Source organism: Comamonas sp. B21-038, assembly GCF_022387135.1.
Classification (GTDB): domain Bacteria; phylum Pseudomonadota; class Gammaproteobacteria; order Burkholderiales; family Burkholderiaceae_C; genus Comamonas; species Comamonas sediminis.
Map to the genome: position 1 here is coordinate 834,014 of NZ_CP092462.1, position 20,351 is coordinate 854,364.

Below are 20,351 nucleotides of genomic sequence, written 5' to 3' on the forward strand. Positions count from 1 at the left end.
CTTAGACTCGGAGTGATCAGCCCTCCAGCCCTCCAGCCCTGCGCCATCCACACTGACGTGACCCCGACCCCACCGCACCCCGATGACGATTACTGTCCGGCCTCTCCAGCCGAGCATCCGCTGCCAGATGGCGGCGTGGTGCGGCTGACGTCCAAGGACATTGGCCGCCTGGTGGGCGTGTCCCAGGCCACCGTCTCCAATGCCATCAACCGGCCCCATCTGGTCGCGCCTGCCACGCTGGCGGCCATCGAGCGGGTGATGGCCGACCATGGCTACAGCGTGAACAGCTCGGCCCGCGCGCTTAAGTCCGGCATCGGCAAGGCACTGGGCGTGGTGGTGCTCGATGTGGCCAATCCGTTCTGGGGCGAGGTGGTCAAGGGCATCGAGACGGTGACGGCGCCCGGGCGCATTCCGCTCATCATCGGCAGCTCCAACGAGGATGCCGAGACCGAGAGCGCGATTTTTCAGTCGTTTGAATCACAGGGCGTGCGCGGCATTCTGGTGGCACCCACGCCGTCCAATCTGCCGCTGCTGCGCCGTTTTCGGGCCAAGGGTATCCAGGTGGTGCTGCTCGACAGCGAAGACCCGCAGGGCGAGTTTCCCTCCATCAGTCTGGACCATGCCGCTGGCGCTGAACTGGCAGCAGCCTATCTGCGTGATGGTGGCCACCGGGAGGTGGCATTGGTCAATGGCTCGCCCGATATCTCCTGGTGTGCCAGCCGGTCGCGCGGCTTTCATGCGGGCTTCGCGGGTGTGGCCGATGCGCGTATCCATGAGATCAGCCGCACGGCGATGACGGTAGAAGAGGGCCGGCAAAGCGTGGATGTGCTGCTGGAGTTGTTGAAGCAGCACCCCCCGATCACCGCAGTTTTCTGCACCAATGACATGCTGGCCTTGGGCGTGCTCAAGGGGTTGCACGAGCGCGGCATTGCCGTGCCCGGTGATCTGTCCGTCGTGGGCTACGACGATGCGGTGTTTGCCGAACTGCTCTCGCCCGGCCTCACCACGGTGCACCAGAATGCCACGGCCATCGGCCGTGCCGCAGCGCTGCTGATGACGCTGGATGCGGCCGTGCCGCAGGCGCCCGAGCCGCTGCAGCCCCCGCACCTGGTGGTGCGGGGCTCCGCACGCTCATTGCGCTGATGCCGCGAGGGGCGCCATGCCCAGATGCGGAACGGCCGCAATGAGCTGGCGCGTGTAGTCGTCCCGGGGATGCTCCAGCACCTGGCGCGCATCGCCGTACTCGCGCAGCTCGCCATGGCGCAGTACGGCCACATCGTGGCTCACCTGGCGGATAACGCCCAGGTCGTGCGAGATGAAGAGCATGGCCACGCCGGTTTCACGCTGCAGTGCGGTGATCAGTTCGAGAATCTGCTTCTGCACCGACACATCGAGTGCGGAGACGGGCTCATCCAGCACCACGATCTGCGGCTCGGTCGCCAGCGCCCGGGCAATGGCCACGCGCTGGCGCTGTCCGCCCGACAGCGTCAGCGGCCTGCGTGCCGCCAGCGCGGGATCGAGCCCCACCTTGTGCAGCCACTGGGCTACGCGCTCGTCACTGCGCGCGGCGGGCTCGCGGCCAAAGCGCAGCCACAGCGCCTCTGCCAGCACGCGGCCCACGGTGTAGCGCGGGTCAAATGCAGACAGCGGGTCCTGGTGCACAAACTGAATGGGCCGTGCGCGGCTGCGCGGCGGTGGGGCACGCAGCGTATCCGCGTGGATTTGTCCTTCGGTCGCGCTTTGCAGGCCGGCCACGATGCGGGCCAGCGTGGTCTTGCCGGAGCCCGATTCCCCTACCAGCCCCAGCGTGCGGCCGTGGCGCAGTTCAATGTCCACACCGCGCAGGGCTTCACGCCCGGCAAAGCGCTGGCGGATATGGACGGCGCGCAGCAGCACCGGCGCATGGCCCGTCGCAGTGGCGGGCGCTGGGTCATCAAGCCGGGGGATGGCGGCCATCAGGCTGCGCGTGTAGGCATGCGTGGGTTGGCGCAGCACCTGGTCCGCCGGGCCGTTCTCCACCACCTGGCCCTGGCGCAGCACCAGCACCTGGTCGGCCAGCTGCGACACCACGCCCAGATCGTGGCTGATGAGGATGAGGGCAATGCCCTGGCGCTTGAGCTCGCCAAAGAGCGCGAGGATTTCCTTTTGCACTGACACATCGAGCGCCGTGGTGGGTTCGTCGGCAATCAGGATGGGCGGGTTGCCGGCAATGGCGGTGGCGATCAGCGCACGCTGGCGCAGCCCGCCCGAGAGCTGGCTGGGGTATTCGTGGATGCGTGTCGCCGGATCGGGCATGTGGGCCCGGGTGAGCAGTTCCAGGGCCCGCGCGTGCTCCTGCTCGCGTGTGGCGGATCCGGTTGCGCGGATGGCTTCCTGCAGCTCCTGCCCAATGGTGCGCAAGGGGTCGAGCGAGACCAGCGCATCCTGCAGGATGTAGCCGACCTTGCGGCCGCGCAGGCTGCGCCACTGCCGCTCGCCCAGGCGCAGAGCATTCTGGCCATCGATCTCCAGCGCATCGGCGGTGATGCGGGCGTTCGGGCCATTGAGCCCCACCAGGCAGCGCGCGCTCACGCTTTTGCCGGAACCGGATTCCCCCACCAGCGCGACGCACTGGCCCGGCTGCACCTCAAAGCTCAGGCCTGATACGGCCTGGCGCATGCGCCCACGCTCTTCAAACGCCACCGACAGGTTGCGCACGCGCAGCAGGGGCGCTGACGGGGTGTTGAATAGCAAACTCACAGCCGGCCCTCCGAACGCTGCTGCAGCCAGCGGCCCAGCCAGGTGGTGCTCATCACGAACAAGGTGATGGCGAGCCCCGGGAACACTGCCGCCCACCAGCCCATGCTGAGAAAGTTGCGGGCATTGGTGAGCATGGCGCCCCATTCGGGCGATGGCGGCGGGTTGCCCAGCCCCAGAAAGCTCAGCGCGGCGCCCGCCAGCGTGGCGCTGCTCAGGCCGATGGTGGCCACCACGATCAGGGGCCGCAGTGCATTGGGCACGATATGGCGCAACACGACCTCGGCACGGCTCAGGCCCAGTGCCTGTGCGGCCTCGATGTAGCTGGCCGAACGCACGCGCAAGGTCTCGGCGCGCACGATGCGGGTGTAGTAGGGGATGCCGGCGATGCCGATGGCAATGGCCGCGTTGAAGATGCCGCTGCCGAACAGCGAGACGATGAACACGGCGAGCAGCAACTCCGGAAACGCGGCCCCGATATCGGTGAGCCGCATGACCACCGTGGGCACCACGCGCTGCGTGAGCCCAGCCAGCAGGCCAAGCACCGTGCCCACCGCGAGCGACAGCGTCACCGCGCTCAGGCCCAGCAGAATGGACGGCCGCGCGCCGTGCACCACGCGCGTGTAGACATCGCGGCCGATCTGGTCCGTGCCCATAGGATGGTGCAGCGAGGGGGGCTGCAGCAGCTGGCTGCGGTCGGCTGCGAGGGGATCGCCCGGAGCCAGCAGGTTCGGAGCAATCACCGCACACAGCAGCAACAGAAGCACGGCCACCGCGAGTGCGGCGGCCACCGTGCCCGCACGCGGCAGGCGCCAGGTTGAGCGCGAAAACCGGGGCTCTGTGCGTTCTGCGGCTGCCGCTGCGGGCGCGTGATGGGTGCTTGGGATGCCAGGGGCGTTAGGACCGCGGTGGGCATCAAGGGGGATCGAAAGCGTCTGGTTCATGGCTGCGGCGACTCTGTCTGCAGGCGGTGGTCGATAAGGAGGTAGGCGAAGTCGATCAGCAGGTTCATGACCACAAAGGCCAGTGTGGCAAGAGATACCAGGCCCAGCACCAGTGGCATGTCCTGGCGGGTGACGGCATTGACCAGCAGGCGGCCGAGGCCGGGGCGGCCAAACAGGGTTTCGGTGATGGCGGCGCCGCCCAGCAGCGCGCCAAAGCTGTAGCCCGCCATGGTCAGGTAGGGAATCACCGCGTGGCGCAGGCCATGCCGCAGCTTGGTGGCCAGCACTGACAGCCCGCGTGCGCGGGCCGTGGTGATGAAGGGCTGCTCCAGCACATCGTCCATGGAGCGGCGCAGCACCTGTGCGAGCGGTGCGGCTGTAGGCAGGGCAATGGTCAGCGCGGGCAGGATGAGCGAGCGCAGCCCCCCGGTATCCAGCAAGGGGAACAGCTGCCAGTTCACGGTGAAGAGCAGCATCAGCAGAAAGCCGATCCAGAACACGGGCGTGGAGGCGAGCACCAGTTCCACGGCGCCGGCGATGGCACTGGTGCGGCGGCGCCCGGCGCTCAGAATGCCCACGGCCAGCGACAGCAGCACCGCCAGGCCGCAGGCCAGGCTGGCCAGTGCCAAGGTGGGACGGGCCTGCTCGGCAATCAGGGTGGCAACGGGCTGCTCCTGCACATAGGACATGCCCATGTCACCCTGCACCAGGCGCGACAGGTAGAACAGGTACTGCATCACCAGCGGCTCGTCCAGATGGTATTCCTTGCGGATGGCGGCCAGCACTTCGGCCGTGATGGCCACGGCGTCACCCCCTGCGCCTGCGATGACAAAGGCCGGATCCACCGGCACCAGTCTGAGCGCGAAAAACGCTGCGGTGATGGCCCCCAGCACGGTGAGCGCGCTCAGGCCCACACGGTGGAGGACCCGGCGGGAGAGAGGGCGCAGCGAGGCGGGCGTCACCGCTTACTTTCCGATCCAGGCATCGAACAGGTAGGGCTGCGGCCAGGCCTTGTCCCAGGCCACGCCGTGCACGTTCTTCTGGATGGCGACGAGGCGGGCACGCGAGTACAGCGGCACCGAGGGCGCGTAGTTGGGCAGGATCTCCTGCGCCTGGGCGTAGTAGCGGGCGCGGTCGGGTGACTTGCCCGATGCCCGCGCCTTGGCCAGCAGGGCGTCAAGTTCGGGAATGCTCAGGAACGAGGCGTTGGAGCCCACGGTGCTGCCATCGCTGATGTTGTCGCTGCCGTAGAGGCGCCACAGCTGCATGCCGGTGGCTTCGGACTGGAACGTGCCCAGCAGGCCATAGTTGCCGTTGTAGAGGCGTTCGGGCAGATCGGTGACGGGCTGCAGTTTGATCTCGAAGCCGAGCTTGCGCGCATCGATCTGCACCTGCTCCAACGTGCGCTGTGCCAGCTGGTCGTTGTCCGCGTAGGGAATGGAGGCGCTCAGGCGCTGGCCGTCCTTGCTGCGGTAGCCCTGCGCATCGCGCGTGCCCCAGCCGGCTTCGTCCAGCAGCCGGTTGGCCTTGTCCGCGTCGTAGCTGATCTTGTTCTTCAGCTCCTTGTTGAAGTCGGGCGTTGTGCTGGCCAGGTATTCCTGCACCGGGTAGGCACCGAAGGTGGCGCTGGCGACGATCTCTTCGCGGTTCAGGCCATGCAGCAGGGCCTGGCGCACTTCGAGCTTGTCGAAAGGCGCGCGGCGGGTGTTGAAATGCAGGCTGTAGCCCACGCCAGGCAGCAGGAATTCTTCGTTTTGGTAATCCGCGCTTTGCTTCACGCTCTTGGCATATTCGGGGGCGATGTAGTCCACCACATGCGCTTCCTTGGTGGTCAGCGCGTTGTAGCGCGTCTGGTCTTCGGGCAGGAAGACGTACTTGACGCTGTCCAGGTAGGCTGCGCCAGCGTGGAACTGTGCGGGGGCCCATTGGTAGTCGTCGTTGCGCACATAGGTCAGGCTCTGGCCCTTGACCCAGCTGTCGAACTTGAAGGGGCCGGTGCCGATGAGCTTGGTGGCCAGCGACTTGGGGTCCTGCTCGATCTGCTGCTGCGAAAGAATGCCGAAGTAGGGCGCGGCAATCAACGTGAGAAAGCTCGACTCGGGGGTGCCCAGCTTCACCGACACGGTGTATTCGTCGATGACCGTCGCCACCGGCTTGAGCTTGGCGGTGGAGCCGGTCGACTTGTTGGCCGGGTTGTTCACATAGTCAAAGTTGGCCTTGACGGCCGCCGCGTTGAAGGGCGTGCCGTCGTGAAAATGCACATCCTTGCGCAGGTGGAAGACGTAGGTGGTGGCGTCGTCCGACACCTCCCAGCTCGATGCCAGCCACGGCGCGTGCGTGCCGTCGCCGTTGTCCCAGACCAGGGAATCCAGCGCCGGGCGCACCGAATGCGCGCCCGAGCCCTGGTCCACCAGCGGATTGAGCTGAGCGGGCTCGGCACGGATGGCGACCACGAGCTGGCCACCGCGCACCGGCTCGGCCTGTGCGGCCGGAGCAGCGGATGCGCCCGCTGCGGATGCCGCCGGGGCGGGCGCCGGTTCCGTCTTGGAGCAGGCGGCCAGAACCAGACCGACTAGGCCCCCGCCCAGCGTCAAAGCCAGTCTGCGCGACACCGGGGCCGTGAAGTGTTGAGGTGCTTTTTCGTAAGTCATTAGAAGAATTTATTCGTATCAATTTTGAAGTACTACTAGTATCATGTATAAAAATCTTTTTCGTTATTCGATTTATGAATATCAATCTTCGCTTTCTTGATGGAGAGTTCTCGTGACCTCGGCGCTTCAATCTTCTTTTCGCTTCGCCCCTTTGTTCACCGCGCAGGCATTGGGTCTGCCGCCTTCGCTGGCCCCCAAGGTCGATGCGGTGTTGGAGACATTGGGGGACCGTGCGGCCGGGCGCGATCGGGATGGCGGCTCCCTGGCAAAAGAGCTGCGAGCGCTGGCCGAGCTCGGCGTGACTTCTGCACGTTTGGCTACGGCGCAGGGCGGGCTGGGATGGAGCTATGCGCAGAATGTGGACTTGCTGATCGCTCTGGCGCGCGCCGACTCGAGTGCCGCGCAGAGCCTGCGGTCTCATTTCCTCTACGTGGAGCATCTTGTGCGCCATCCTGCGCTGCCGGGCAATGCCTTTGGCGTTGCCGAGGTGGCGGGCGGCAAGCTCTTTGCGAGTGCGACCACCGAGATCGGCCCTATCGCCGTGGGCGCTGTCGGCACCACGGTTGCGCCTGATGGACAGGGCCGTCTGCGTCTGAACGGCTCGAAGTTCTACACCACGGGTGCTGGCTATGCCGATTGGGTCAATGTGTTCGCAGCCGACACCGAAGGCACGCACATTCTTGCCACCGTGGCCCGTGAAGACCAGGGCGTGACTGTGGTGGATGACTGGGACGGTGTCGGTCAGCGCCTGACCATGAGCGGCACGATGCAGTTCGAGCAAGTGCTGGTCGATCCCGCCCGTGTGCGGCCGCGAGCGCGCTCGGAAGACACGCCTTCTGGCTTGCAGGACGCGATGGCCCAGCTCACGCACCTGGCCACGCTCACCGGCATTGCCATTCGCGCCTTTGAAGATGCTGCCGCGTGGCTGCATGGCCGCAAGCGCCACTTCAGCCATGCAGCCGCCTCGGTGCCTGCCGACGACCCCTTGGTGCAGGAGCAGGTCGGCCGCCTGGAGGCGGTGGCGGGCACGGCTATGCTCGCGGTGCGCTCCGCTGCGCTGCAGCTGCAGACGCCCCGCGACAATGCGTTGGGCGATCCGTATGCGGATGGGCATCGCGCCGTCACGCAGCTGCAGGTGGTGTTGCCCGCATTGGTTCTTGACGCGACGCAGGCGCTGTTTGATATTGGCGGCGGCTCCATGGTGGTGGCCGCGCGTGGGCTGGATCGCCACTGGCGCAATGCACGCACACTGGCATCGCACAACCCGTCGCCGCAGAAGGCACGCGTGCTGGGCCATGAAGCGCTCAACGGCGTTCCGCTGCCGACCATCTGGTATGCCGGCACCGCAGCTGGAGCACCGGCCAACGCCGCAGCCCCAGCGCCAACGCTGGCGGTGGAGTCGCAGCCATGAGCAGCTTCATCCTCAATGCCAACATCTACGACTTCGGCACGGACGCGGGCGCCTGGCGTGCGCCGGGCACCGGCCCCCGTGACAACCTGAGCGAAGCGTTCTGGCGCACCGTGGCCCGCACCGCCGAAGACGGCGGGCTTGACGGCATCTTTCTGGCCGATGGGCCGGGGTTGTCGTCCAACCCGGCCATCCGCCCCAACCGCATGGTGGAGCCGCTGGCCACGCTGGCTGTGGTGCTCTCGGAGACCAGCCGGCTGGGCGTGATCGCCACGGTGTCCACAGGTTCGAACGATCCGGTGGAGCTTGCCAGCCGCCTGCTGGACTACAACCTGCTGTCGCAAGGCCGGTTTGGCTGGAATGTGGTGACGGGCTTGCCAGAGCTCTCCGCCCAGGACTTCAAGGTGCCTAAAACGCCCGAGCGCGCCGACCGCTATGCCCGCGCCACCGAGTTTTTGCAGGTCTATGCCGGCTATCTGGATGCGGTGCGCGAGGGCAGGGATTTCCACCACTCGGGCGAGCGCTTTCAGTATTCACTCAAGCGCGATGAATTGCCCACCCAGGGGGCGGCAGCGCGCTTCAGCACACAGGTGCGCCCGCTCATCGTGCAGGCCGGTGGATCGGAGCAGGGCCGGCGCCTTGCCGCGCAAAGCGCCGATGCCGTGTTCTCCGCCGAGACGGTGTTCGAGGTGGCACGCAAAAACCGGCTGGAGCTGCATGCGATGGCGCGCGAGTCCGGGCGCAGGCCGCCCGTGGTGCTGCCCGGCGTGCATCTGGTGATCGGCTCTACGCAAGCGGAGGCCGAGGCGCGCTTTCAGCGTGTGCACCAGCGTGGCCCTAAGGACTATGTGCTGCAGCGTTTCTCCAGCCTGCTCGACATTCCCGCTGACCGGCTCGATCCGCAGGCCCCGGCCTCGGCCCTGGAACAACAGGCCGGCTCCACGGAGCGTGGTTCTGCGGGTTTTCGCAAATCCATCACCGCCTATGGTGTGGCCAACGGCCTCACGATCGGTCAGCTCATCCGGCATTTTTCCGGGTTTGGTCACCAGTTCTTTGTGGGCACGCCCGAGCAGTTCGCCGACGTGGCTGAGCGCTGGTGGCGCGGCGGTGCCGCCGATGGCTTCAACCTGCTGTTCGACGCCAACCCCATCGGGCTGCGCGAGTTCGTGGACCATGCCATGCCCGTGCTGCGCCAGCGCGGCATTGTGCCGCCCGAGCCAGTGGCCACCCCCCTTGCTTTCGCCCAACGCCTTCAGGAGCTTTCTGCATGACGGTACACACCGTGTTGGACCTTTCCGGCCAGGCGCTGGAAGACATTCTCATCACCCTCGCCGGCGGCGGCGCGCCTGCCACCGCACTGGGCAAGGCCTTGGATGCCCTGCCTGTTGCAGCCTACGCATTGGGCCTGGGCGCAGCGGCCGCCAGCGCGCGGGATACCTCCGTGGCGCTGTCCTTTCTGCTCGCCTTTACGCGCAGCAGCCGCTTCATTGCCAGTACCCATCCCGCGCAGCAGCACCCCATCAATCTGGCACGCAACCTCTCGACGCTCAACGCACTGCATGGCCCGCGCATCGGCCTGGCCTTGCACGCAGAGGCGCCCACCGCTGGCTGGTTTCGGCCCGAGGATGCGGCCTCTCCCGCCAGCGCTGCCGACTATTTGCGCCTGGTCTCCTCGCTCTGGGACAGCTGGCCCATGGACGCGCTGATTGGCGATACCGAAGGCGGTCGCTATGTGGATGCCGACCGCATCGTGCGCATCGCGGACCCCGTCTACACCCATATCGGCGGCCCGCTCACGCTGCCCACCGATATCCCCGGCAAGCCCCCGCTGCTGCTGCTCTCGCCCCACGGCGCGGAGGCTTGTACCGACCCTTCGGTGGACCTTCAGCTCAACGAGACCGCGTCGGGGTCAGGCCATTTCGTGAGCGGCCCCGTAAGCCTGCGCACCGGAGCGCCATCGCTGGACGCCGTCCTCGCCTGGCCCCTCGAAGCCCATGCGCGGGCGCAACGCGCATCGATACGCGAAGCCCTGCAGTTGCCCGCTGGACGTATGGCTGCTGTGGTGCAAACGCCGGTTTTCAAGGATGCAGCGGTGGCGGTGCGGGTGTGAGGGGAGGCGCGGCGGGATGAGGTTTCCCGATGGGTCCTTGGTGCTGATGGTCCGCAAGGAACACCTGACCAAGGACGATCGGTGTCAAGGATGACCTGGTTGGATGTTGCTGATGATTGAAGGGAGTTCTGCATCGATTTTTATTTTTCACTTGTTTTTGAAATGAGAGATACTAGAATGATTTGTCTGGCACTGCTCTCATTGCAAATTTCTAAATATGAATCTTGAATCGGTGCATGAAGAAAACGCCAAGTTTGTCTTGGCAAGACTTAAGCTTGCACAATCCCTTTTGGAAGAATCTGATAGGCTGCCTGGATGGTCTGGTTATGACCTTGCCAGCGAGAATGAGTGGTGGCCACACCCTCGTCACGAGCGGGAGTCTTTGGTCAACTATTTGTTGTTAACTTGCTTTGACCGCTTAGGTCAGACGCGCGGTTTCACAACTTTTAAGGACTGGTTGAGCAGTAAGCGTAAAGAACATATACACGAGCGTGAGAAGGCTCTTCAGACTTTAAAAAGCTCAACTTCTCCGCTGGTGATTGCTGCATCGCTAGCTGAGCATCATCAAGAAATTTACGGGGTTCGTAATTCCTTTTATAGGGGAATAGAAAGTCTGTCAGAAGAATGGCAGAAAAAGGTGTTGGATAGTATTACGGTTTCCTTCAATCCCTTATACGGAACGCTTGGGACAAATGTATCATCGCCGAGCTATCCCCTTGATGATGATTCGCGGGAGCGGGGTCTTAGGCTAAAGCATTTGTACGAGAAAAGAAATGCTTTCACGCATCGCTTAGATCAGTATTTTGCAGCTTCTAATTCTTTCAGGTTCTCTAGAGATGAGGAGCCGTTATGGAAGGCCATGATTAAAGATTCTAGCTTGGTGTACCTTTCTAGTCATCAAGAGATTGAGTCATTGAAGGGTGGAGGTGCATATGTATACTCCTTCGTTGGATGGCCGTTTATTCTATTTGAAGCTCTCTATTCAAGGCTGGGTTCGGAATTTGATCGTACAGAAATTAATATAAAATTCTCTGTAATGCTGCGCCGAAGTAGTGATCCTGGCGCTGTGATAACAGCAGAAGTTAGCCACGATGAATTGAAGGACTTTAAAAGTCTGGAGTCGAAATTGTGGGATCTTCGAATGCAAGGCCTTTTGCCTTTTGGTTTGGATCATCGCGAGAGAAAAAATATCGATTAGAAGCGGTTGTATCTAATACGCCAAATAGAATCTGGTCAGGGGTTAATGTGCTTTGCTCGGCATGGAATTTTCAAAGCGCTGCCTTTGGTTGAGTGGCTATGGAAGTCCAAGCTCTCGTTCAAGCTGGTTTTGTTGCAGGTGATGATCCAGCCACCGGCGCCCATCCTTTGACATGCTCCACCAAGGCCCGCAGCTTGCGCGGCTGGTTTCTGCGACTGGGGTAGTAGAGGTAAAAACCGGGGAAGTAGGGCAGGTAGCTGTCCAGCACCGAGACCAGCTCTCCGCGTTCCAGGTAGGGCGCAAAGGTCTCCTCCATGCCGATGGTGATGCCGCCATCGGCCAGCGCGGTGCGCACCATCAGCAGCATGTCATTGGTGGTGACACGGGGGGCGACCGCGAGGCTGAAATCGCGGCCGTTTTCCTGGAATTCCCAGCGGTAGGGGGCGAGCTCCAGCTCGGCGCGCCAGCCGATGCAGCGGTGGCCCAGCAGGTCATGGGGGTGCTGGGGCGTTCCGTGTGCGGACAGGTAGGCAGGGGTGGCGACGACCACCTGGCGTTGCGGCCCCGTCAGCGGGATGGCGATCATGTCCTGCTCGATGACTTCGCCGAGGCGCAGGCCGGCATCGAAGCCACCGGCGATGATGTCGGATTCGTCATCGGTGACGGTGACATCCAAGGTGATATGCGGGTGGGCGGCGGCAAAGGTGCTGATCAAGGGGCCGGACAGAAAGCGCTCGGCGATGGAGGTGACCGCCACGCGCAACAGCCCGCGCGCCGGGCCTTCTTCAGATACTTCTTCAAGCGCCACCTGTACGGCGGCCAAGGGGCCGCTGATTTGCTGGTGCAGCGTCTGGCCAGCCTCGGTCAGGCGCACATGGCGGGTGGTGCGGTGGACCAGCGCAATGCCCAGTTGGTCTTCCAGCTTGCGCATGGCCTGGCTGACGGCAGAGCGCGTCACGCCGAGCTGGTCAGCCGCTGCACGGAAGTTTTGTGCGTTGGCCACCGCCAAAAAGCAGTGGAGCAACTGGAGTTCGTCTTTCATTGGTTAGAAAGTCTAACCAAATTGTGGAGCATTGGCGCACTTCTCTGATCAAGACAAGCTGCCTACAGTTTGAACTTTCCAACGCCATTGCAGAAAGTTCTCCATGAAAAACTTGCTCGACAAAGTCATTTTGATCACTGGTGCCAGCAGCGGTATCGGTGAAGCCACCGCCAAGCTGCTGGCCGCGCACGGCGCCACCGTTGTGCTCGGCGCCCGCCGGGTCGACAAACTGGACCAGATCGTGGCCGATATTCAGAACGCAGGCGGTGTGGCCGAAGCGCTGGCGCTGGATGTGACCCAGCGTGCGCAGCTGCAAGCCTTTGCCGACCATGCGCTGAATCGCCATGGGCGCATCGACGCCATCATCAACAACGCCGGCGTGATGCCCTTGTCACCGCTTGCCGCATTGCGGGTGGACGAGTGGGACTGGATGATTGATGTAAACATTCGCGGTGTGCTGCCCGCCATGCGCCAGCAGGGCTTTGGGCATGTCGTGAACATTGCCTCCATCGGTGCGCATGCGGTGTCGCCCACTGCCGCCGTTTACTGCGCGACCAAGTACGCGGTATGGGCCATCTCGGAAGGCCTGCGGCAGGAAAGCAGCGACATCCGCGTGACCACGATCAGCCCCGGGGTGACGGAGTCGGAGTTGGCGGAAACCATCACGGATGCCGCTGGCCGCGAAGAGATGAAGGAGTTTCGCAAGGTGGCGATCAGCGCATCGGCGATCGCACGGGCCATCCATTTTGCGATCTCGCAGCCGGCGGATGTGGATACCAGCGAAATCATCATGCGGCCTACGGCGAGCCCGCATTGAAGCTGTTTGTTGCCTCCGGCCTGACAAGGCCAGCACAACAGCTCCCGTTTTTAAAAAAGGCCGTGCCCCGCCGGATAGTGGGCACGGCTTGGTTGGTTTCTGTAGCCCATGCGCGCTTTAGTGCCGGCTGTGGCCCTTTACCAGTACCCAAAAAACGTCTGGCCTTAGGCCGATGGATGCTTTCGAGGTGATCGGCGTGCGCCAAACCAGCCCACGGCCGCCAATGCTGCACTCAGCAAAGCCACGAGCCATTGGTTGAGCACCGGGACCGCTTGGGGTGTGGGGGCTCGGGGCGTCACCTCAACGGCTGACGATGGGGGCGTGGTTTCGCCGTTGGAGAGGTGGGCCACGGCCTGGCAAGAGTAGCTGACGCCATTGGCGAGCCCATTCAATGCCACTGGTGGAGTTACCGCCTGTGCCTGTATGTTCCCCGCTGATGAGGTGCATTGCACGTCGTAGTTCAACACGCTTACTCCCGCCATCAACGGGGCCGGCGGGTCGATGGCCAACGTGATGGTTTTGTCGCTGGCCGTTGCGCTGGTGATGGTCGGTGCCGTTGCTGCGGCAAGCCTCAAGACCACCTGTGCCTGTGTGCATGGCAATGCTCCGCCGGGCCCGGCGCAGACTTGGTATTCGAAGCCAGTACCTGAAAAGCCGGCGGCCGGAGTGAAGCTGAAGCTTCCGTCAGGGTTGAGGGAGACGTTGCCTTGCGATGGTGCCGGTGCAGACACAAGCGTGTATTCAGCATCGCTGAAGGCATGGGGGTCATTGAGGCGAACACTGTCGTTGATCACGCCATTCACCACGAACTCGTCGTCGGCGGCCGTTATCGGAGTGAGGCCCGTGATGACCATATCCCGGAACTGTTGATTCTGGCTGGCCCCCCCGGTTGATGCGCTCAGTCCCAGTTTGAAGCTTGCGGGGACGGCATTGATGCCATTAATGGGTGTTCCGCCAATGACAATATCTTTGCTCCAGATTTCGACGCCATCGATGGAAACCGTCAAGCGGATATCGGGTGCAGGCGTGATCGTCACACGGACATGCTTGGGCGCGGATCGGTTGGCAGATAGGTTTCCGCTGTAGGGCATCTCTCCCAGCCACGGGTTGCTGCTGCTGGAGCCACGCATACCCAGATGGTTTGACGATGTGCCGAAGCCGGAATTTCCCAAACCTCCACCATAGCGGTCAAATCCCAAACCGACATAGGCACCCAGCATGGTGTTGTAGCCCAGCTGTGAGCCGCCGAGTCCCAGATTGGCGGCTTTGCTCCCATCCATCAGGAACACCGTGAACCCATCTCCTTGACCAAATGCCGGTGTCAGAGAGCCGCCATTGTTGGTCGATAGGTACATGGCGTAATCAAATTCGACATCCAGGCCGGCAGCACTGCTAACGGGGGAGTTGAATACTGCGGCCCCGATTTGGCTCCCCGCATTTGGTGTTATTTCGAGCCAGCCGTTACCTGCACTGTCATTGTCTGCCCCTACTGCCGTAGACGGTGTTGGTGACGCTGTGAGCCTGGCTGAGCCCAACAAAGACCATGCGGCAGCCTGGTCACTTCTGAATGGCTCCGAGACAAACGTCTGTGCATTTGACGCTGTGCCGAAAACGAAGAGTGCTGATACAGCGATGGACTTTGAGATCGGTGTCATGACTTGGCCAGAATCCTTGATGGACTTTGTTTGGAAATGTAACTTTGAATTTTCTTTCCGCCCATTCCTGTTGTCAATCGCTTAAATCAGTGAAAGGGAATACCCTGGGTTATGTTGAAAAAGCACGCGGAGAATTTCTCAATACCGTTGTATGTCGTCAAGATGAAAATATGCGGCGGGATGCCGCATGCATTATTAAAAAATACTCACCGAAAATCCCGGCTCCGAATCCGCAGGCTGTCAAACCAATCCGACACATCCCGCAGCTGGTGCGCGATCAGGTTGCCGACCTCGCCGCTGCGCTGCCAGCGGCCTTGCACGGCCAGGAACTGGGCGTGCAGCAGCGCGTCGCGCTGGGCGCTGCGCAGGTGGGGCCAGCAGATGACTTGCAGGTTGCCGGTTTCGTCTTCCAGGGTGATGAAGATGACGCCTTTGGCGGTGGGCGGCTGCTGGCGCAGGGTGACGATGCCGCAGGCGCGCACCCAGCTGCCGTCGCGGGCTTCGCGCAGCTCTGCCTGGGTTTGGAAGCGGTGGCGCTGCAGGCGCTCGCGCAGCAAGGCCATGGGGTGGCGGCGCAGGCTCAGGCCCAGCGCGGCATAGTCCCAGTGGATGTCTTCCTGCTCGCTGGCGGCGGGCAACTGTAGTTCGTCTTCGTCGATGGGGGCGGCGCGCAGCAGGCGGCTGTGGTGCAGCGGCGCGGAGGCCTGCCAGAGCTGGTTGCGGCGGTGGCCTTCGAGGCTGGCCAGTGCGTCGGCGGCGGCCAGGTACTTCATCGCCGGGGCATCGAGCTGGGCGCGGCGTGCCAGGTCCTGGGCGCTGACAAAGGGGGCGGCCTCGCGGGCCTGCAGCAGGCGCGCGGCCTGCGTCAGCTGCAGCTGCTTGACCAGGCGCAGGCCCAGGCGCACGGCGGGATAGGGGCCGCTGGAAGGCTCGGTGCTGCAGTCCATGCCGCTGTGCATCACATCGACGGGCAGTACCTGCACGCCATGGCGCTTGGCATCCTGGATCAGCTGGCTGTTGCTGTAAAAGCCCAGCGGCTGGCTGTTGATCATGGCCACCAGAAACTCGGCCGGGTAGTGGCATTTGATCCAGGCGCTGAAGTACACCAGGATCGCAAAGCTGGCGGCATGGCTTTCAGGGAAACCGTATTCCGAAAAGCCCTGGATCTGCTGAAAGATCGACTCGGCAAAGGCCTGCGAGTAGCCGTTGCCGGTCATGCCGTTGATGATCTTGTCGTAGTACTTTTGCAGGGTGCCGGTGCGGCGCCAGGCCGCCATCGAGCGGCGCAGCTGGTCGGCCTCGCCGGCGCTGAAGCCAGCCGCATCGATGGCGATCTGCATCACCTGCTCCTGGAAGATGGGCACGCCCAGGGTGCGCTCCAGCGCCGGGCGCAGCAGCTCGCTTTCATACTGCACTTTCTCCAGCCCCTGGCGGCGGCGCAGATAGGGGTGGACCATGCCGCCCTGGATGGGGCCGGGCCGCACCAGCGCGACCTCGATCACCAGGTCGTAGAACTTTCGCGGCCGCAGGCGCGGCAGCATGCTCATCTGGGCGCGGCTCTCGATCTGGAAGACGCCGATCGTGTCGGCCGCGCAGATCATGTCGTAGGTGGGTTCGTCGCCGTGCGGGATATCGCCCAGCGCAAAGCTGCGGCCCTGGCGTGCGCCCACCAGGTGCAGCATTTTTTGCAGCGCGGTGAGCATGCCCAGCGCCAGCACATCGACCTTGAGCAGGCCGACGGCATCGAGGTCGTCCTTGTCCCACTGGATGACGGTGCGGTTCTCCATGCTGGCGCGCTCGATCGGCACGATGCGCGAGAGCGGGCCCCGGGTGAGCACAAAGCCGCCCACATGCTGGGACAGGTGGCGCGGGAAATCGCGCAGGGTCTCGACCAGCTCCTGCAGCTGGCGCACGGCCAGGTCGCCCGCCTGCAGGCCGCACTGGGCCAGCGCTTCGGTCCGCAGCAGCTCGTCGTCCCAGCGCGAATGGTCGCGTGCCAGCAGGTCAATGCTGGGCAGCGCAAAGCCCAGCGCCTTGGCCACATCGCGGATCGCGGATTTGCGCCGGTAGCGGATGACCACGGCGGTGAGGCCGGCGCGGTGCAGGCCGTATTTCTTGTACAGGTACTGGATGACCTCTTCGCGCCGGGCATGCTCGAAGTCCACATCGATATCGGGCGGCTCGTTGCGCTCCTTGCTGATGAAGCGCTCGAACAGCACCCGGGTCTTGTCTGGATCGACCTCAGTGATGTGCAGGCAATAGCAGACCGCCGAGTTGGCGGCCGAGCCCCGGCCCTGGCAGAGGATGTTCTTGCTGCGGGCAAAGCGCACGATGTCGTAGACGGTCAGAAAGTAGTGCTCGTACTGCAGCTCGGAGATCAGCGCCAGTTCTTTCTCCAGGGTGGCCTGCACCTTCGGTGGCGTGCCTTGCGGCCAGCGGCGGGCCGCCCCTTCGTAGCTGAGCTGGCGCAGGTAGGCCGCCGGTGTGAGCTGGGGCGGCACCACCTCGTCGGGGTACTGGTAGCGCAGCTCGGTCAGCGAGAACTGGCAGCGCGCTGCAATGCCCAAGCTAGCCTCCAGCAGATCGGGCGGGTACATCTGCGCCAGCCGCAGCCGGCTGCGCAGGTGCTGCTCGGCATTGGGCTGCAGCGCGTAGCCGCAGTCGGTCAGCGGTGTGCGCAGGCGGATGGCGGTCAGCACATCCTGCATGGGCTTGCGCGAGCGCACATGCATGTGCACATTGCCGGCGGCTACCAGCGGCGCGCCGCTGCTGCTGCCCGCTGCGCGCATCTGCGCCAGCCAGGCCTCGTCGCCCAGGCTGCGGTCCAGCTGCACGGCCAGCCAGCAGCGGCCGGCAAAGTGCTGCTGCAGCCAGGCGGCCTGGGCCTGGATTTGCGCTGGGCTGGCCTGGCGGCTGGGAGCCAGCAGCAGCAGGCAGTCTTGCAGCGCGCGCGGGTAGATGGCCGATTGCGCCAGCGCATAGCTGCCCTTGGGCGATTTGCGCCGCAGCTGGGTGATGAGGGCGCAGAGGTTGCCATAGCCATGCAGGTTGCAGGCCAGTGCCACCAGGGTGAAGGGGGGCGCAGCCGCATCGCTGGGCTGCACCTCGAACTGCGCGCCGACGATCAGCGGCAGCCCGCAGTCACTCGCTGCGACATGGGCACGCACGATGCCGGCGAGCGAGCATTCATCGGTCAGGGCCAGCGCGCGGTAGCCCTGGGCGTGGGCGCGCTCGACCAGCTCATGCGGGTGGCTGGCGCCGCGCAGAAAGCTGAAATTGCTCAGGCACCACAGCTCGGCGTAGTGGGGGATGGTGAGTTTGGGACGCGTGGCCATGGCTCTAGACGGGTGCAGCGCTGCTCAGGCAAAACGGCCATGCAGAAACCAGGCGCCGCTGTTGGCGGACAAGCGGGTGTGGAAGATCCACAGCAAGCCGGCATGCGGGCTGTGGGCGACCCAGTAATCGCGCAGCGCGGTGTGGGCGGTTTGGGTGATGGGGGCGGGTTTGGGCGGGCTTTCGCGGTCATTGCGGTGATCGCGGTGATCGCGGTGGTCGCTGCCGGGGGCCGCCTCGTCGATGTGGGTGTCTCCATCCGCATCGCTCACCGGCAAAAAGCCGGGGCTGCGGTGCCACCAGCCGCCTTCAATGCGTTGCGGGCCGAGCAGCAATTGCAAGGGGCCGTGGTAGAGCGGCCGGCTCTGCTTGTCCTGCAGCAGTTGCAGCGGCGTGGGCAGCAAGAAGCTGGGTTGGGCAAGGGGCGGCACATGGAGTGGTACATGGGGCTGTGCAGCGGGTGGGGCGGCCTTGGCCTTGCCGGCGGGCTGCGCGGGCAGCCACTGCACCTGCCACTCGGGGCGGTGGTCGGGCCGCAATAGCGGGCGCTGCACCTGGTCGGCACCCAGGCGGGCGGTGATGCGTTCCAGCACCTGCTCCAGGCTTTCGCCATCGGCGGTTTTGTCAGGCAGCAGGCTGGCGCTGCGCTCTTGCAGCGCTTCGGGCGTATCGGCATGCAGGCTCAGCTCGCCCACTGGGGCTTGCAGTTCCACATGGGCCAGGTGCTCCTGCAGCAGGCGGCACAGGTGCTGCAGATCGCGCGTGGTGCTGGCGGTATGGATGGTCAGCTCGCCGCCATCGCCCACATGGCGGGAGCGCATCGCATCGTGGCACCAGCGCAGCCGGAAGCTGCGCACGCCTGCACGCTGCGCCGCCAGCCAGCCGCACAGCTGCAGCAGCAGGTGGCGCGCACCCTGCATCAGCGCATCGGCCTGGTCGATGCGCATGGGCAGCTCCAGCCGGGCATCGAAACGGGCAGGCAGGCTGATCCAGGAGTAGCGGTCGGGCAGCAGGCCATGGGCCTGGTCGAGGGCGGTCAGGATGCCGGTATCCATGCGCCGGGCCAGCGCCCCCCGGGGCAGTGCATGGACGGCGCCCAGGCTCTGGCAGCCCAGCTGGCTCAGCAGCTCGGCATGCCGGGCCACCGCATCGATGGAATGCAGCGGCAAAGGGGCCAGCACCTGCGGCAGCGGCTGGCCCATGCCGTGGCGGATACCGCAGCGCGCCAGCGCAATCGCGGCCAGGCTGGTGGGGGCCCAACTGATGGCTTGCACGCCCAGCTCGCGGCTCTCGCGCAGCAGGCGCCGGGCCAGTGGCTGGCGTCCGCCAAACAGGCGCTCGCTGGCCGACAGCTCCAGCACCAGTGCATCGCCAAAAACCGTGTCCGATGGCACGCAGGCCAGGCGCGGCGTGAACTGCTGCGCCCACAGCGCCAGGCCTTGCATATCGGCCAAGGGTGTGGCGTGGGCAGCTTCAGTGGAGCAGGCTGGACTGGCGCGCGCGCTGGCTGCGGGGCAGGGGAAGTGGGGCAGCAGGGCGGCCCAGATCGGTGTCATGGTATGGCAAGCTAAGGGCAGTGTTGGAGGATGAAACGGAAACGGCAGCGGTGGCCGGTTGGGGCAGCGGCACGGTGCCAGGCCACAGCCGGGCGGGCAGCACGGCTTGCAGGCTGGGCGGCACGGCAGGCAGCTCCAGCGTGCCCTGGTGCACGGGGCCCCGGCGTTTGAGCAGCTGCAGCTGCAGTGACCACGGCTGGCTGCTGCGCACCAGCAGCCGCAACGGGGCGGCGGAGGCCTGGTGCTGGCTGCTCTCGGGTCGAAAGACAAAGACGGGCCCTTCAAACTGCTGGGCACTGATTTGCAAGCGGCGTATCTGCTCGGGCTGCACCTGGGGCAGCCAGGCCAGCAAGGCCGCTGCGGCATTGGCTTTGAGCAGTTGCTCCAGCGCCCAGAGCTGGTCTTGCGGGCGGCTGCTGTGTATCCATACCAGTTGCCCGGGCGCCAGGCCGCTCTGGGCCAGCCCGCTGGCGTGGGGCGGCAGTGGCGGGCCCAGCGCGATGACGGGCTTGTGCGCTGGGCACTGCTGCAGGCCTCGGCCGGTCAGGCGCCACTCCAAGGTGCCGGCCTGGGGTTGCAGCACCTCGGTCAGGCACTGGCTGGGCCAGCCCTTGCCAGGCAGCTCGGCATCGAGTGCATCCCAGCCGGTGGGGATGCCCGCCATCGGCGCGCGCACCATGTGATCGCCCCGCCAGAGCTGGGCGTTCACCGCGGGCGGCAAGGACAGGGCATCGAGTTTGGGCATGGCAAATAACTGTATATATGTACAGTATAAGAGCTAGCGCAGCGGCAATGTGTAACAAGCGCCGGGCAAGCCGTGGGCGACTGGGCTGGAAAGTGAGTGTCTGCCTTTCAAAACAACCCCCTGCAGCTTTCTTTTGAAGCTGACAGCCAGCCCGGG

At 64.5% G+C, this 20,351-nt stretch carries 15 protein-coding genes; 6 read left to right on the forward strand and 9 right to left on the reverse strand.

The features are described from left to right. Positions 1–57: 57 nt before the first annotated feature. On the forward strand, positions 58–1,143 hold the full coding sequence (locus MJ205_RS03820) for a LacI family DNA-binding transcriptional regulator (protein ID WP_239811261.1): 1,086 nt from the start codon (positions 58–60) through the stop codon (positions 1,141–1,143). On the opposite strand, the gene MJ205_RS03825 is transcribed toward MJ205_RS03820, so the two are convergent. The 4 genes from MJ205_RS03825 to MJ205_RS03840 all read right to left on the reverse strand — a co-directional run bounded on the left by MJ205_RS03825 (position 1,132) and on the right by MJ205_RS03840 (position 6,331). Further along, positions 1,132–2,739 carry a dipeptide ABC transporter ATP-binding protein gene (locus MJ205_RS03825; protein ID WP_239811262.1) on the reverse strand — a complete coding sequence of 536 codons (1,608 nt, stop codon included), beginning with the start codon at positions 2,737–2,739 and terminating at the stop codon, positions 1,132–1,134. The genes MJ205_RS03820 and MJ205_RS03825 overlap by 12 nt on opposite strands. Beyond that, a complete protein-coding gene (locus MJ205_RS03830) occupies positions 2,736–3,527 on the reverse strand; it encodes an ABC transporter permease (protein ID WP_239811263.1) in 792 nt (263 codons plus the stop codon). The genes MJ205_RS03825 and MJ205_RS03830 overlap by 4 nt, the downstream gene beginning before the upstream one ends. A gap of 149 nt (positions 3,528–3,676) precedes the next feature. Continuing rightward, positions 3,677–4,642, reverse strand: coding sequence for an ABC transporter permease (locus tag MJ205_RS03835; RefSeq protein WP_239811264.1), 966 nt, complete (start codon positions 4,640–4,642; stop codon positions 3,677–3,679). Between the two features lie 3 nt (positions 4,643–4,645). Next, on the reverse strand, positions 4,646–6,331 hold the full coding sequence (locus MJ205_RS03840; RefSeq protein ID WP_239811265.1) for an ABC transporter substrate-binding protein: 1,686 nt from the start codon (positions 6,329–6,331) through the stop codon (positions 4,646–4,648). Between the two features lie 112 nt (positions 6,332–6,443). On the opposite strand from MJ205_RS03840, the gene MJ205_RS03845 reads away from it, so the two are divergent. The 4 genes from MJ205_RS03845 to MJ205_RS03860 all read left to right on the forward strand — a co-directional run bounded on the left by MJ205_RS03845 (position 6,444) and on the right by MJ205_RS03860 (position 11,047). Next, positions 6,444–7,742 carry an acyl-CoA dehydrogenase family protein gene (locus tag MJ205_RS03845; protein WP_239811266.1) on the forward strand — a complete coding sequence of 433 codons (1,299 nt, stop codon included), beginning with the start codon at positions 6,444–6,446 and terminating at the stop codon, positions 7,740–7,742. After that, a complete protein-coding gene (locus MJ205_RS03850; protein WP_239811267.1) occupies positions 7,739–9,010 on the forward strand; it encodes an LLM class flavin-dependent oxidoreductase in 1,272 nt (423 codons plus the stop codon). Before MJ205_RS03845 ends, MJ205_RS03850 begins: the two co-directional genes overlap by 4 nt. After that, complete coding sequence (locus MJ205_RS03855; protein ID WP_239811268.1) at positions 9,007–9,849, forward strand: LLM class flavin-dependent oxidoreductase; 843 nt, start codon at positions 9,007–9,009, stop codon at positions 9,847–9,849. Before MJ205_RS03850 ends, MJ205_RS03855 begins: the two co-directional genes overlap by 4 nt. Before the next feature lie 217 nt (positions 9,850–10,066). After that, positions 10,067–11,047 carry a hypothetical protein gene (locus MJ205_RS03860; RefSeq protein ID WP_239811269.1) on the forward strand — a complete coding sequence of 327 codons (981 nt, stop codon included), beginning with the start codon at positions 10,067–10,069 and terminating at the stop codon, positions 11,045–11,047. A gap of 118 nt (positions 11,048–11,165) precedes the next feature. Here the strand turns inward: MJ205_RS03860 and MJ205_RS03865 are convergent, their stop codons facing one another. Beyond that, entirely contained in the window at positions 11,166–12,089 is a 924-nt protein-coding gene (locus MJ205_RS03865) for a LysR family transcriptional regulator (RefSeq protein ID WP_239811270.1), read from the reverse strand. 103 nt (positions 12,090–12,192) lie between these two features. Here MJ205_RS03865 and MJ205_RS03870 point away from each other — a divergent pair, with 103 nt between their 5' ends. Beyond that, entirely contained in the window at positions 12,193–12,906 is a 714-nt protein-coding gene (locus MJ205_RS03870; protein ID WP_239811271.1) for an SDR family oxidoreductase, read from the forward strand. A 164-nt stretch (positions 12,907–13,070) separates the two neighbouring features. Here the strand turns inward: MJ205_RS03870 and MJ205_RS03875 are convergent, their stop codons facing one another. The 4 genes from MJ205_RS03875 to imuA all read right to left on the reverse strand — a co-directional run bounded on the left by MJ205_RS03875 (position 13,071) and on the right by imuA (position 20,195). Beyond that, a complete protein-coding gene (locus MJ205_RS03875) occupies positions 13,071–14,261 on the reverse strand; it encodes an Ig-like domain-containing protein (protein WP_446715054.1) in 1,191 nt (396 codons plus the stop codon). A gap of 506 nt (positions 14,262–14,767) precedes the next feature. After that, complete coding sequence (locus MJ205_RS03880; RefSeq protein ID WP_239811273.1) at positions 14,768–17,896, reverse strand: error-prone DNA polymerase; 3,129 nt, start codon at positions 17,894–17,896, stop codon at positions 14,768–14,770. A 24-nt stretch (positions 17,897–17,920) separates the two neighbouring features. Then, positions 17,921–19,339 (reverse strand): Y-family DNA polymerase, encoded by a 1,419-nt coding sequence (locus tag MJ205_RS03885; RefSeq protein ID WP_239812657.1) that lies wholly within the window; start codon positions 19,337–19,339, stop codon positions 17,921–17,923. Between the two features lie 28 nt (positions 19,340–19,367). Further along, positions 19,368–20,195, reverse strand: coding sequence for a translesion DNA synthesis-associated protein ImuA (gene imuA / locus MJ205_RS03890; RefSeq protein WP_239811274.1), 828 nt, complete (start codon positions 20,193–20,195; stop codon positions 19,368–19,370). Positions 20,196–20,351: the final 156 nt, after the last annotated feature.